A 12,936-nucleotide genomic window follows, 5' to 3' on the forward strand; every position below is an offset into this window, starting at 1 on the left:
CGCCCGCCTGTCCACCGTTCGGTGGACATAAGAAGGTACGCAAGGCCGTCCCGGAGCGTTCGGTTCGGGGGGAAGCTCGTCGGCATGACAACACACGCGGACCAACTCGCGGTGGACGTACGGGGGCTGCGCAAGCAGTACGGGGACGTGACCGCCGTCGACGGCATCGATCTCGGCATCCGGCGGGGCGAGGTCTTCGGCCTGCTCGGACCGAACGGCGCGGGCAAGAGCACCACCGTGGAGATCCTCCAGGGCAATCGGCGGCGGGACGCGGGCGAGGTCTCGGTGCTCGGATCGGACCCGGCGACGGGCACGCGCGCGTGGCGCTCACGCGTCGGAATCGTCTGGCAGGACGAATCCGCGCCCGCCGAGTTGACGGTGGGCGAGACGGTGCGGCATTTCTCGCGTTATTACCCGAATCCCCGTGATCCCGAGGAGGTCATCGGACTGGTCGGGCTCGATGAGAAGGCGGGCAGCAGGATCAAGTCGCTGTCGGGCGGTCAGCGCCGCCGGCTCGACGTGGCCCTCGGTGTGATCGGCGGCCCCGAGCTGCTGCTCCTGGACGAGCCGACCACGGGCTTCGACCCGGCGGCGCGACGGCAGTTCTGGGAGCTGATCCGGAGGCTGGCCGACGAGGGCACCACCATCCTGCTGACCACGCACTACCTGGAGGAGGCGGAAGCCCTCGCGGACCGGCTGGCGGTCATCGCGCGGGGCCGGGTCGTCGCCGAGGGCGAACCGGCCGCACTGCGTGAGCGCTTCGGCACCGAGGCCACGGTCGAGTGGACGGAGGCCGACGGCAGCCCGCGCAGCGAGCGCACGGACACCCCCACCAGGACGGTCGCCGGGCTCACGCGGCGCTTCGACGGGGAGATCCCGGGACTCCGGGTGAGCCGCCCCACTCTGGAGGACGTCTATCTGCGACTGACCGGCCTGGAGGACGCGCGATGACCACGACCGACGCACGTCTGCGCACGAAGACCGCGGACGGCCGGCTGCCCGGCGCGTGGGGGCTGGGGCTGCGGCGCGGCGCTCTGGAGATCAGGCAGTTCTTCCGCCAGCGCGACCAGGTGGTGTTCACCTTCGCCTTCCCGGTCGTCTTCCTGTTCCTGTTCGCGTCGATCTTCAGCAACGACGTGAAGGGCGCGGGCATCACCGCCTCCCAGCTGTACGTCCCGGCGATGATGGCCGCGGGCATCATGTCGACGAGCTTCCAGTCCCTCGGCATCTCGATCGCGATCGAACGGGACGAGAAGGTGCTGCGCCGGCTGCGCGGCACCCCGATGCCGCCGGCCGCGTACTTCTTCGGAAAGATATGGCTCGTCCTCGTGACCGGCGCCCTGGAGACGGCGATCCTGCTTCTCGTCGGCACCACGCTGTACGACGTCGACCTGCCCTCGGACCCCGGCAGGTGGGCGGACTTCGGCTGGATCTTCGTCCTGGGTCTCACCGCCTGCGCCCTGCTCGGCATCGCGATCAGCTCGGTCCCGAAGACGGGCAGGAGCGCCACGTCGGTGGTCGTCCTGCCCTTCCTGGTCCTCCAGTTCATCTCCGGCGTCTACATCTCGGTCGACACCATCCCGGACTGGATGCTGAACATCGGCGCGCTGTTCCCCCTCAAGTGGATGTGCCAGGGGCTGCGCGGGGTGTTCCTGCCCGACTCCGCCAAGGTCCTCGAGCAGGCGGGCGACTGGGAGTTCGGACGGATCGCCCTGGTACTCGGGGCGTGGTGCCTCGGAGGACTGCTGCTCTGCCTGCTGACCTTCCGCTGGAAGAGCCGGCGCGACGGATGACGACTTCGGCCGCGCGCCCCGACCCGGCACCGGACGAGGCCCGAACAGGTCCGGCACCGGGCGGGGCCCGAACAGCTCCGGTGCCGGACGAGGCCCGAACAGCTCGGGTGCCGGGCGGGGCCCGTGCGTCGAACACCTGGGAGCTCTCGTTCCGGCTCTGGGACTCCTACTTCGCGATCGTGTGGGTGGCCACCCTGGTGTTCGTGCTCGGCACGGCGCACCCGGCGTGGCACGTCCGTCTCGCGGCCGGCGGGCTGCTCCTGCTGCTGATCCCCTGGTATCTGCTGGTCGGGCGCCCCGTCCTCACGGCCGATGCCCCCGACGAGCGCCGCGCCCTCGGATACATCGCGGGCGCGGTCCTGCTGTTCCTGCCGCCCGGGGTGCTGGTCGGCGAGACCCGCTTGATGACCTTCGCGCTCATCCCCCAGTGCTTCATCGCGCTACGGCTGCGCCGGGCGCTCACCGCCGCGACCGTCATCAACATCGCGCCGGTGGCGGGCTGGGCCATGCTGTGGCGGCCTTCGGGTCAGGACCTCTTCTTCAACACGGTCTTCGCCGTGGTCACGCTCGTGTTCTCGACGGCCCTGGGCAGCTGGATCATCCGCATCATGGAGCAGAGCCTGGAACGGGCCGCGCTGATCGCCGAGTTGGACGCCGGCCGCCACGAGATCGCCCGGCTCTCGGCCGCGCACGGAGCGCTGGCCGAGCGAGAACGGTTCTCCCGGGAGATCCACGACACGCTCGCGCAGGGCTTCACCAGCCTGTTGATGCTGGTCCAGGCCGTCGAGGCGGAGCTCGACCGCGACCTGCCGCAGGCCCGCCTGCATCTGGCGCTGATGGACGAGACCGCCCGGCAGAACCTCGCCGAGGCGCGGGCCCTGGTGAGCGGGGGTACGCCCGCCGACCTGGACGGCGCCACGCTGCCCGACGCGCTGCGCCGGCTGGCCGCCCGCCACGGCGCGAGCCTCGATGTGACCGGCCCGGTACGCCCGCTGCCCGCGGGCACCGAGGTGGTGATCCTCCGCTCGTGCCAGGAGGCACTGGCCAACGCCCGCAAGCACGCCGGGAGTTCCCCCGCGATCACCGTCACCCTCGCCTACACCGCCGACTCGCTGGCCCTCTCCGTACGCGACGACGGCCGGGGTTTCGACCCCGCCGTGCCGGTCGGCGGATACGGGCTGGCAGGCTTGCGCGCGCGGGCCGCCGAGGTGGGCGGTACGGCTCTGGTCCGCAGCGCGCCGGGCGACGGCACGACCGTCATCGTGTGCCTGCCCGTCCCCGGGAGTGACGCGTGATCCGGATCATCCTCGCCGACGACCATCCCGTCGTACGCGAAGGGCTGCGGGCGATGCTCAGCGCCGAACCCGATCTCGAGGTGGTCGGCGACGCGTCCAGCGGGCCGCGCGCGGAGGCGCTGGCCGCCGAACTCCGGCCCGACATCGTGCTCATGGACCTGCGGATGCCCGGGGGCGGGGGCGTCGAGGCGATCGAGCGGATGACGCGAGCCGGGCTGTCCTGCCGGGTGGTCGTGCTGACGACGTACGAGACGGACCGGGACATCCTGCGGGCCGTGGAGGCCGGGGCCGCGGGCTATCTGCTGAAGGATCTGCCGCGTGCCGAACTGGCGGACGCCGTACGGGCCGCCGCGCGGGGCGAGACCGTGCTGGCCCCGTCCGTCGCGGCCCGGCTGGTCGACCAGCTCCGCACCAGGCCGGAGCGGCCCCGGCTCTCCGAGCGGGAGACCGCGGTGCTGCGGCTGGTGGCCGAGGGCTGCACGAACGCGGAGATCGGACGTCGGCTCTTCATCGGCGAGTCCACCGTGAAGACACATCTGCTGCGGGTCTTCGGGAAGCTGGGGGTGGACGACCGGACGGCCGCGGTGACGAGCGCGATGCGCTTCGGATTGCTGGAGTGAGGCTCCCCCACCCTGTCCTGCCGCTTCCCCGAGGACGGTGGGGCTGAAGTCCCGCGGCACCACCGTCGTTCGCGGACGGGGGTCCGGGGTGAAGCCCCCGGAGCCGGGCGGACCGCGGAAAGCGTCCGCCCGGCTCCCTCGGGCCCGGTCCGCCGAGGCCAGGGCCGCCATCTCCCCGGGAGAACCCCGTCGCAGGACTCGGCCCGATATCTGAATCTGACCGGACCGGTCCGGAGACCGGCCCTGGCGGGGCGGCCGCCGAGGCGGCGGACCCGCCCCTCAGCCCAGGCGGGACCGCAGGTCGGCCACGATCTCGGCGACGCCGATCGCCGACTGCTCCCCGGACTCCATGTCCTTGAGCTGCACGACGCCCTCGGCGAGATCACGCTCGCCGGCGACGATCGTGAAGCGGGCCCCGCTGCGATTCGCGTTCTTCATCGCGCCCTTGAGCCCCTTCGCGCCGTACGAGAAGTCGGCGGCGACACCGGCCCTGCGCAGCTCCGTGACCACGCCGAAGAGCACGCGGCGGGCCTCCTCTCCGAGCGGCACCGCGAACACGCTGGTGGCCGCGGGGAGTTCGAGCTCCACGCCCTCCGCCTCCAGCGCCAGCACCGTGCGGTCGACGCCCAGCGCCCAGCCGACGGACGGCAGCGCGGGGCCGCCGATCATCTCGGACAGCCCGTCGTAGCGGCCACCGCCACCGACCGCGGACTGCGAGCCGAGACCGTCGTGCACGAACTCGAAGGTGGTCCGCGTGTAGTAGTCGAGACCGCGCACCAGCTTCGGGTCGTCCTCGAAGGAGACGCCCGCGGCCGTGATCAGGTCGCGCACCTCCTCGTGGTACGCCTTGCAGGCGTCACAGAGGTAGTCGCGCAGCAACGGCGCCCCGCCCAGCTGCTTCTGGACGTCCGGGCGCTTGTCGTCGAGCACGCGCAGCGGGTTGATCTCCGCACGCCGGAGGGTCTCCTCGTCGAGGTCCAGGCCGCGCAGGAAGTCCTGCAGTGCGGTCCGGTAGACGGGGCGGCACTCCTTGTCGCCCAGGCTGTTCAGCAGGATGCGGAAGTTCCGCAGGCCCAGCGAGCGGTACGCCTGGTCCGCCAGGATGATCAGCTCGGCGTCGAGCGCCGGGTCCTCGGCTCCGATCGCCTCGGCGCCCACCTGGGAGAAGTGGCGGTAACGGCCCTTCTGGGGACGCTCGTAGCGGTAGTACGAGCCCGAGTACCAGAGCTTGACGGGGAGGTTGCCCGCCTTGTGCAGGTTGGCCTCCAGAGCCGCGCGCAGCACCGAGGCGGTGCCCTCGGGGCGCAGGGCCAGCCTGTCGCCGCCCTTGGTCTCGAAGGCGTACATCTCCTTGGTCACGATGTCGGTGGACTCACCGACACCGCGCGCGAACAGCTCGACGTTCTCGAAACCGGGCGTCTCGATGTAGCCGTAGCCGGAGTTGCGCAGCGGCGCGGCGATGGCCTCGCGGACAGCGAGATACTTGGCGCTGTCCGGCGGAATGAGGTCGTACGTGCCCTTGGGGGCCTGGAAAGTACTCACGAAGGTCTCTCGTCACATTCCTCGTCGGGGAGCAGGCGAGGCTCCCTGGCCGGCGGCCACCTGCCGCAGATACGGGTTGGTGGCGCGCTCCTGGCCGATGGTCGTCTGGGCGCCGTGGCCGGACAGCACCACGGTCGAGTCGTCGAGCGGCAGGCACACACGGCCCAGCGAGTCGAGCATCTCGTCCATGTCGCCGCCCGGCAGGTCGGTGCGTCCGATGGAGCCGGCGAAGAGCAGATCCCCGGAGAAGAACACGGACGGGATGTCCGCGCTCTCGGGCATCCGGAACGTCACCGACCCCTTCGTATGGCCCGGCGCGTGCGCGACGGAGAGGTCGAGGCCCGCCAGCTTCAGCTCCGCGCCGTCGGTCAGCGTCCGCACGTCGTCGGGCTCCCCCACGGTCAGCTCGCCCATCAGCGGCATGCCGATGGACCGGCCGAGCGCCTTCTCGGGGTCGCTCATCATGTACCGGTCCTCGGGGTGGATCCAGGCCGGCACGTCGTGCGCCCCGCACACCGGGACGACCGAGGCGACATGGTCGATGTGGCCATGGGTGAGGATGACCGCGACGGGCTTGAGCCGATGCTTCTTGAGGGCGTCCTCGACTCCCTGGGCGGCCTGATGGCCCGGGTCGATGATCACGCACTCCTCACCCGCGGCGGGGGCGACCAGATAACAGTTGGTCCCCCAGGCCCCGGCGGGGAACCCGGCAATGAGCACGATCGTCCTTCGTGGTGGCGTACGCGCTGGTGTCGTACGGGCGGGTGGCTGTGGATCAGAGCCTACCGGCGCTGCCGATTCCTCAGCGAACCCATATACGGTACGGGTCACACGCAGGCGGTCGGCTCACGAGACGCACGCGTCCCAACCGACGTACGAGACGCACGAGGAGAAACCCGGTGGTCAGCCAGGAACAGCGGCGGCGTCAGCTCGCCCGGGAGAAGTTCTTGCGGCAGCAGCAGCGCCGCACATCGGCGCGACGCAAGACCCATACACGCAACGCGGTGATCGCGGCGGTCGTCGGCGTGGTCGTCGCGGGCGGCGCGCTGTCGTACTTGACCGGGGCCTTCAAGAGCGACGACAAGAAGGCCAACGCTGGCGCCGAGGTGACGCCGAGCGCCTCGCCGACGAGCAAGGCGCCGGATCCTTGCGAGAAGCCCGCCGCGGGCAAGGTGAAGCCGCTCACCTGGAAGAAGGAGCCGGCGGTCACCATCGACAAGTCCGCGGGCTACACGATGAAGATGGCGACGACGTGCGGTGACATAGACATCGCGCTCAAGGCCGCCGCCGCCCCGCACACGGTGAACTCGTTCGCGTTCCTCGCCGGCAAGGGCTACTTCGACCACACCAAGTGCCACCGGCTCACCACCGACGGCATCTACGTGCTCCAGTGCGGTGACCCGCAGGGCACCGGCGCCGGCGGTCCCGGCTACACGATCCCGGACGAGAACCTCAAGGACAAAAGCCTCAAGGGCAACGTGTACCCCGCGGGCACCGTTGCGATGGCGAACCAGTACAACGCCCAGACGCAGCAGGGCCGCCACACGGGCGGCAGCCAGTTCTTCCTCGTCTACCAGGACAGTCAGCTGCCGCCCGACTACGCACCGTTCGGAACAATTTCCGATGCGGGAATGAAGGCCCTCAAGAAGATCGCTGCCGCCGGTGCGCAGCCCGCCGATCCTCAGACGGGCAACACCGCGCCCAACGCGACCGTCGTCATCAACAAGCTGACCGTGACGAAATCCTGACCGCTCGCTGCTGAATTTCGGTCGCGCGGGATGCGGACAGCCGCCCCGCCGGTCGCCTATGTTGGCCGTGACGAAACTGTGGACGATGCCAGGGGGCGCTGACGCCCCTCACAGGCATCATGTGGAGGAGGCGCTGTGAGCAGCGACCCGTGGGGACGCGTCGACGAGACGGGGACCGTGTACGTGCGTACGGCCGACGGCGAGCAGGTCGTCGGTTCCTGGCAGGCCGGCTCCCCCGATGAGGCGCTGGCCTACTTCGAGCGCAAGTACGAGGGCCTGGTTGTCGAGATCGGCCTCCTCGAAAAGCGAGTGAAGACGACCGACCTGTCGGCGAAGGACGCGCAGACCGCCATCGATCACATCCGCGAGCAGGTGGTCGCCCACCACGCGGTCGGCGATCTGAACGCGCTGAAGGTGCGGCTGGACAAGCTCGTGGAGACGGTCGACGCGCGCCGTGAGGAACGCAAGGTCCAGCGGGCCAAGCAGTCCGACGAGGCGCGGCACGCCAAGGAGGCGCTGGTCGTCGAGGCCGAGGAGCTGGCGCAGAGCGACCAGTGGCGGGCGGCCGGTGAGCGGCTGCGCGCGCTGGTGGACACGTGGAAGGGGCTGCCGCGACTCGACCGCAAGTCGGACGACGAGCTGTGGCACCGCTTCTCGCATGCCCGCTCGGCGTTCTCCAAGCGGCGCAAGGCGCACTTCGCCTCGCTGGACGCGCAGCGCGAGGAGGCCCGCAAGACCAAGGAGAAGCTGGTCGCCGAGGCCGAGTCGCTGTCGGGCTCGTCTGACTGGGGCCCGACGGCGGCCCGTTACCGCGAGCTGATGGCGGACTGGAAGGCCGCGGGCCGCGCTCAGCGCGAGCACGAGGACGACCTGTGGAACCGCTTCCGCGGCGCCCAGGACGTGTTCTTCGCGGCGCGCAGCTCGGTCTTCGCGGAGCGCGACGCGGAGCAGACGGAGAACCTGAAGCTCAAGGAGGAGCTGGCCGAGGAGGCCGAGAAGCTCGTCCCGGTGCAGGACCTGAAGGCGGCCCGTGCGGCCTTCCGTTCCCTGAACGAGCGCTGGGAGGCCATCGGCCACGTGCCGCGCGACGCCCGGCCGAAGGTCGAGGGCCGGATGCAGGCGGTGGAGCGGGCCCTTCAGGAGTCGGAGGAGACCGAGTGGCGGCGGACGAACCCGGAGGCACGCGCGCGTGCCGAGGGTCTGACCGGTCAGCTGCAGGCCGCCGTGGACAAGCTCCAGGGGCAGATCGAGTCGGCGCGCTCCGCGGGCAACACCGCGAAGGCCGACAAGCTCCAGAGGGAGCTGGACGGCCGTCAGGCGCTGCTGGACCAGGCGCTGAAGGGTCTTCACGAGTTCGGCGGCTGATCGGACAACGGTTCGGCGGCTGAACCGTCGGACAGCACGCGAAGGGGCTCCCGTACGCACCGTACGGGAGCCCCTTCGCGTGGTGCCCTGCCGTGTGCCCGGCTGTTGCCGGGCAGACGGCGGGTGTCAGGCCTCGGAGGGCCTGCGGGCCGATGTCACGCGGTACACGTCATAGACGCCCTCCACGCCGCGTACGGCCTTCAGGACGTGTCCCAGGTGCTTGGGGTCGCCCATCTCGAAGGTGAAGCGGGACGTGGCGACACGGTCGCGTGAGGTCTGGACGGCCGCGGACAGGATGTTGACGTGCTGGTCGGACAGGACGCGGGTGACGTCCGACAGGAGCCGGGACCGGTCCAGGGCCTCGACCTGTATGGCGACCAGGAAGACCGAGGACTGGGTGGGCGCCCACTCGACCTCCAGGATGCGCTCGGGCTCACGCGAGAGCGAGTCGACGTTGACGCAGTCGCTGCGGTGGACAGATACGCCGCTTCCGCGGGTGACGAAACCGATGATCGGGTCACCAGGCACCGGCGTACAGCACCGGGCGAGCTTGACCCACACGTCGTCTACGCCCTTGACGACCACACCGGGGTCGTTGTTGCTGCGCCGCTTGCGGCCGCGGCCCCGCGCGGGCGGTACGGACTCGTCGATCTCCTCGGTGGCCGCCTCCTCGCCGCCGAGGGCCTGGACGAGCTTCTGGACGACGCTCTGGGCGGTGACGTGCCCCTCGCCGATCGCCGCGTACAGGGACGAGATGTCGGGGTAGCGCATCTCGTGCGCGAGGGTGACCAGGGAGTCGCCGGTGAGGATGCGCTGGATCGGCAGGTTCTGTTTGCGCATCGCGCGGGCGATGGCGTCCTTGCCGTGCTCGATCGCCTCGTCGCGGCGTTCCTTGGAGAACCAGGCGCGGATCTTGTTGCGGGCGCGCGGCGACTTCACGAAGCCCAGCCAGTCGCGGGAGGGACCCGCGCCGGCCGCCTTGGAGGTGAAGACCTCCACCAGGTCGCCGTTGTCCAGGGTGGATTCGAGCGGTACGAGCCGGCCGTTGACCCGTGCCCCTATGGTCCGGTGGCCGACCTCCGTGTGGACCGCGTACGCGAAGTCCACCGGCGTGGCGCCGGCCGGAAGCGCTATCACGTCGCCCTTCGGCGTGAAGACGAAGACCTCGTTGCGCGACAGGTCGAAGCGCAGGGACTCAAGGAACTCGCTGGGGTCCTCGGTCTCCTTCTGCCAGTCGAGCAACTGGCGCAGCCACGCCATGTCGTTGACGGTGTCCTGGCCCGCGCTGCCCTTGGCCGCCCGGGGCACGTCGGTGCGGATCTTGGAGGACCCGGCGACGGTCTCCTGCTTGTACTTCCAGTGCGCGGCGATGCCGTACTCGGCCCGGCGGTGCATGTCGAACGTACGGATCTGGAGTTCGACGGGCTTGCCGTTGGGGCCGATGACCGTCGTGTGCAGCGACTGGTACATGTTGAACTTCGGCATCGCGATGTAGTCCTTGAACCGGCCGGGGACCGGGTTCCATCGCGCGTGCACGGTGCCGAGCGCCGCGTAGCAGTCGCGGACGGTGTCCACGAGGACGCGGATGCCCACCAGGTCGTAGATCTCCGCGAAGTCACGGCCGCGGACGATCATCTTCTGGTAGACGCTGTAGTAGTGCTTCGGGCGGCCGGTGACGGTCGCCTTGATGCGGGCCGCGCGCAGGTCCGACTGGACCTCGTCGGTCACTATGGCGAGGTACTCGTCGCGCTTGGGGGCGCGCTCGGCGACCAGCCGTACGATCTCGTCGTACATCTTGGGGTAGAGGATCGCGAAGGCGAGGTCCTCCAGCTCCCACTTGATGGTGTTCATGCCCAGGCGGTGGGCGAGCGGCGCGTAGATCTCCAGGGTCTCGCGCGCCTTCTTCTCCTGCTTCTCGCGCTTGAGATAGCGCATGGTGCGCATGTTGTGCAGGCGGTCGGCGAGCTTGATGACCAGGACGCGGGGGTCCTTGGCCATCGCCACGACCATCTTGCGCACGGTCTCGGCCTGGGCGGCCTCGCCGAACTTGACCTTGTCCAGCTTGGTGACGCCGTCGACGAGCAGCCCGACCTGGTCTCCGAAGTCGCGGCGCAGGGTGTCGAGGCCGTACTCGGTGTCCTCGACCGTGTCGTGCAGGAGGCCGGCCATGAGCGTCGCCGGGTCCATGCCCAGCTCGGCGAGGATGGTGGTGACGGCGAGCGGGTGCGTGATGTACGGGTCGCCGCTCTTGCGCTTCTGGCCGCGGTGCCAGCGCTCGGCGACCTGGTACGCCTTCTCGATCTGCCGGAGCGTCGCCGTCTCGATCTTGGGGTCGTTGCTGCGCACTATCCGCAGCAGCGGTTCCAGAACCGGGTTGTACGGGTTCGAGCGCTGGACGCCGAGGCGGGCGAGCCGGGCGCGGACGCGGTTGGAGGAGCCGCCGGAGCGCGAGGGCTGACCTGCCGCGGGACGGACCGCCGGGGTGGTCGCCGGGCGCTCGGGCGAGGCCGGCTTGGGACGTGGCTGCTCGGCCGCCGTGTCCTCGGGCGCGGCCTGGGCGTGCTCGACGGGCCCGCTCGCGACGTTCCGTGCGGGCGTCCCCGCCGGGCCCGGGGCGGGCTCGGGCTGGGTGGAGGCGGTTCGCCCCAGGCGTTCCGCGCTGGGGGCGAGTGGCTGGGCCTCGTCTGGCAAGAGGGCTCCTCGTGCGCGATCCGGGTCCCCCGGTCAGGCTCCGGAAACCCCATGGTAGCGATCCTTCGCGCCGGACTCGCTGTCGGCCGCCGGGGGCGGCCTCGTACAGAGGGAACGCCAGAGGCGGGCGCCGGATTCCTCCGGGCCCGCCTCCACGGTGTCCTACGGGTGTCCCAGGCCTTTCGGGGGCCTCTACCGGGGCTGTCCCCCGGGTGGTGCGCGGACGGACCTCAGATCGTGAGGAGCGCCTGCAGGGGAGCGCCGGCCAGAGCCGGCTCCAGACGGCCGCGGCCGCCCAGGAAGCCGAGCTCCATCAGCACGGCGACGCCGGCGACCTCGGCGCCCGCCCGGCGGATGAGCTGGAGCGAGGCCTCGGCGGTGCCGCCGGTGGCGAGGACGTCGTCGACGACCAGCACGCGGTCGGCCGCGCTCAGGTCCTCGGCGTGCACCTCGATCTCGGCGGAGCCGTACTCCAGGTCGTACGCCTGCGACAGGGTCGCTCCGGGGAGCTTGCCCGCCTTGCGCACGGGGATGAAGCCGAGCCCCGCCCGGACGGCGACCGGCGCTCCGAGGATGAAGCCCCGGGCCTCCAGGCCGACGATCTTGGTGGCTCCGTTGCGCACGGCGATGTCCGCCAGGGCGCCGGTCAGCGCTCCGAACGCGGCCGGGTCGGCCAGGAGCGGGGTGATGTCCTTGAACATCACCCCCGGCTCCGGGTAGTCGGCCACGTCACGGATACGGCTGAACAGCAGCTCTTCGATGCCCGTCATCGGCGCTTCCCCGAGGGCCGGCCGCGGCCGCGGGTGCGGGACGCCGGCTGGTTGCGGGGACCGACGACCGCCGGCGTGACGTCATCCGACTCGTCGTCCGCGTACGGCTCGGTGACCCGCGGCTCCAGGGACTCGCCCTGGGCGGCCGCCTGGGCCCGCTTGGCGAGGACCCGCTTGCGCAGGGCCTTCATCTGCGGCTCGCGCTCCTTGAGGTCGGCGACGAGCGGCGTGGCGATGAAGATCGAGGAGTACGCGCCGGCCGCGAGGCCGACGAACAGCGACAGCGAGATGTCGTTGAGCGTGCCCGCGCCGAGGACGCCGCCACCGATGAACAGCAGGCCTGCGACCGGCAGCAGCGCGACCACCGTGGTGTTGATCGAACGCACCAGGGTGCTGTTGATCGAGCGGTCGGCGACGTCGCTGTACGTCCAGCGGGTCTGCTTGGTGATGTCCTTGGTCTGCTCCTTGAGGCTGTCGAAGACGACCACCGTGTCGTAGAGCGAGTAACCGAGGATCGTGAGCAGACCGATCACGGTGCCCGGGGTGACCTCGAAGCCGACCAGGGCGTAGATGCCGACCGTGATGGTGATGTCGTGGATCAGGGCGACCAGCGCGGCGATCGCCATGCGCCACTCGAAGGCGATGGCCAGGTAGATCACGACCAGGACCATGAAGATCGCCAGGCCCTCCCAGGCCTTGTTGGCGATCTGGTCACCCCAGCTGGGGCCGACCAGGTCGGCGTTGATCTGCTCGGAGTCGACCTTCAGGTCCGCGGCGAGCTTGTCCTTGATCGCGTCCGACTTGTCGGTGTCGATACCGGCGATCTGGACGCGCAGGCCGCCGTTGCCGAGCTTCTGGACGACCGCGTCGTGGCCGGAGGCGTCGCGCGCGAAGGTCTCCGCCTGACTCACCGAGACACTGGACTTGCCGGTGGTGAAGACGGCACCGCCCTGGAACTCGATGCCCATGTTCAGGCCGCGCACCGTCAGGCCGAGGATGGCCGTGATGGTGATCAGGATCGAGATGCCGTACCAGATCTTGCGCTTGCCGACGAAGTCGTAGCCGATCTCGCCGCGGTGGAGCCGGGCGCCGAGGGTGCCGAGTTTCGACAT

At 70.5% G+C, this 12,936-nt stretch carries 11 protein-coding genes; 6 read left to right on the top strand and 5 right to left on the bottom strand.

Features of this window, described 5'->3' with window-relative positions; all coding sequences use genetic code 11:
* The first annotated feature begins 84 nt into the window (after positions 1-84).
* From ACFYW8_RS18080 to ACFYW8_RS18095, 4 genes are read left to right on the top strand one after another with little or no spacing between them, the layout of a single operon-like run.
* The gene (locus tag ACFYW8_RS18080; RefSeq protein ID WP_389075625.1) at positions 85-951 is read left to right on the top strand and encodes an ABC transporter ATP-binding protein; all 867 of its coding nucleotides are present in this window, start codon (positions 85-87) and stop codon (positions 949-951) included.
* Positions 948-1,793 carry an ABC transporter permease gene (locus ACFYW8_RS18085; RefSeq protein WP_365879391.1) on the top strand — a complete coding sequence of 282 codons (846 nt, stop codon included), beginning with the start codon at positions 948-950 and terminating at the stop codon, positions 1,791-1,793. Before ACFYW8_RS18080 ends, ACFYW8_RS18085 begins: the two co-directional genes overlap by 4 nt.
* On the top strand, positions 1,790-3,088 hold the full coding sequence (locus ACFYW8_RS18090) for a sensor histidine kinase (RefSeq protein ID WP_389075631.1): 1,299 nt from the start codon (positions 1,790-1,792) through the stop codon (positions 3,086-3,088). Before ACFYW8_RS18085 ends, ACFYW8_RS18090 begins: the two co-directional genes overlap by 4 nt.
* Positions 3,085-3,708, top strand: coding sequence for a response regulator (locus tag ACFYW8_RS18095; RefSeq protein WP_389075635.1), 624 nt, complete (start codon positions 3,085-3,087; stop codon positions 3,706-3,708). The genes ACFYW8_RS18090 and ACFYW8_RS18095 overlap by 4 nt, the downstream gene beginning before the upstream one ends.
* A 279-nt stretch (positions 3,709-3,987) precedes the next feature.
* On the opposite strand, the gene hisS is transcribed toward ACFYW8_RS18095, so the two are convergent.
* Both hisS and ACFYW8_RS18105 read right to left on the bottom strand, forming a co-directional pair.
* Positions 3,988-5,250, bottom strand: coding sequence for a histidine--tRNA ligase (gene hisS, locus ACFYW8_RS18100; protein WP_365879387.1), 1,263 nt, complete (start codon positions 5,248-5,250; stop codon positions 3,988-3,990).
* A gap of 12 nt (positions 5,251-5,262) precedes the next feature.
* The gene (locus ACFYW8_RS18105; protein WP_365879384.1) at positions 5,263-5,970 is read right to left on the bottom strand and encodes an MBL fold metallo-hydrolase; all 708 of its coding nucleotides are present in this window, start codon (positions 5,968-5,970) and stop codon (positions 5,263-5,265) included.
* Positions 5,971-6,149: 179 nt separating this feature from the next.
* Here ACFYW8_RS18105 and ACFYW8_RS18110 point away from each other — a divergent pair, with 179 nt between their 5' ends.
* Positions 6,150-6,998 carry a peptidylprolyl isomerase gene (locus ACFYW8_RS18110; RefSeq protein WP_365879382.1) on the top strand — a complete coding sequence of 283 codons (849 nt, stop codon included), beginning with the start codon at positions 6,150-6,152 and terminating at the stop codon, positions 6,996-6,998.
* A gap of 135 nt (positions 6,999-7,133) precedes the next feature.
* Positions 7,134-8,363 carry a DUF349 domain-containing protein gene (locus ACFYW8_RS18115; protein WP_365879379.1) on the top strand — a complete coding sequence of 410 codons (1,230 nt, stop codon included), beginning with the start codon at positions 7,134-7,136 and terminating at the stop codon, positions 8,361-8,363.
* Between the two features lie 126 nt (positions 8,364-8,489).
* Here the strand turns inward: ACFYW8_RS18115 and ACFYW8_RS18120 are convergent, their stop codons facing one another.
* The 3 genes from ACFYW8_RS18120 to secF form a co-directional block, all read right to left on the bottom strand.
* On the bottom strand, positions 8,490-11,054 hold the full coding sequence (locus ACFYW8_RS18120) for a RelA/SpoT family protein (protein ID WP_389075645.1): 2,565 nt from the start codon (positions 11,052-11,054) through the stop codon (positions 8,490-8,492).
* Positions 11,055-11,284: 230 nt separating this feature from the next.
* The gene (locus ACFYW8_RS18125; protein ID WP_365879377.1) at positions 11,285-11,824 is read right to left on the bottom strand and encodes an adenine phosphoribosyltransferase; all 540 of its coding nucleotides are present in this window, start codon (positions 11,822-11,824) and stop codon (positions 11,285-11,287) included.
* Positions 11,821-12,936 carry a protein translocase subunit SecF gene (gene secF, locus ACFYW8_RS18130; protein ID WP_365879374.1) on the bottom strand — a complete coding sequence of 372 codons (1,116 nt, stop codon included), beginning with the start codon at positions 12,934-12,936 and terminating at the stop codon, positions 11,821-11,823. The genes ACFYW8_RS18125 and secF overlap by 4 nt, the downstream gene beginning before the upstream one ends.

This window comes from Streptomyces sp. NPDC002742, from assembly GCF_042888885.1.
Classification (GTDB): Bacteria; Actinomycetota; Actinomycetes; order Streptomycetales; family Streptomycetaceae; genus Streptomyces.

Coding starts and splice junctions, on each gene's coding strand:
- secF (WP_365879374.1), bottom strand. CDS start 12,936: ATGTCGAAACTCGGCACCCTCGGCGCCCGGCTCCACCGCGGCGAGATC.
- ACFYW8_RS18125 (WP_365879377.1), bottom strand. CDS start 11,824: ATGACGGGCATCGAAGAGCTGCTGTTCAGCCGTATCCGTGACGTGGCC.
- ACFYW8_RS18080 (WP_389075625.1), top strand. CDS start 85: ATGACAACACACGCGGACCAACTCGCGGTGGACGTACGGGGGCTGCGC.
- ACFYW8_RS18085 (WP_365879391.1), top strand. CDS start 948: ATGACCACGACCGACGCACGTCTGCGCACGAAGACCGCGGACGGCCGG.
- ACFYW8_RS18090 (WP_389075631.1), top strand. CDS start 1,790: ATGACGACTTCGGCCGCGCGCCCCGACCCGGCACCGGACGAGGCCCGA.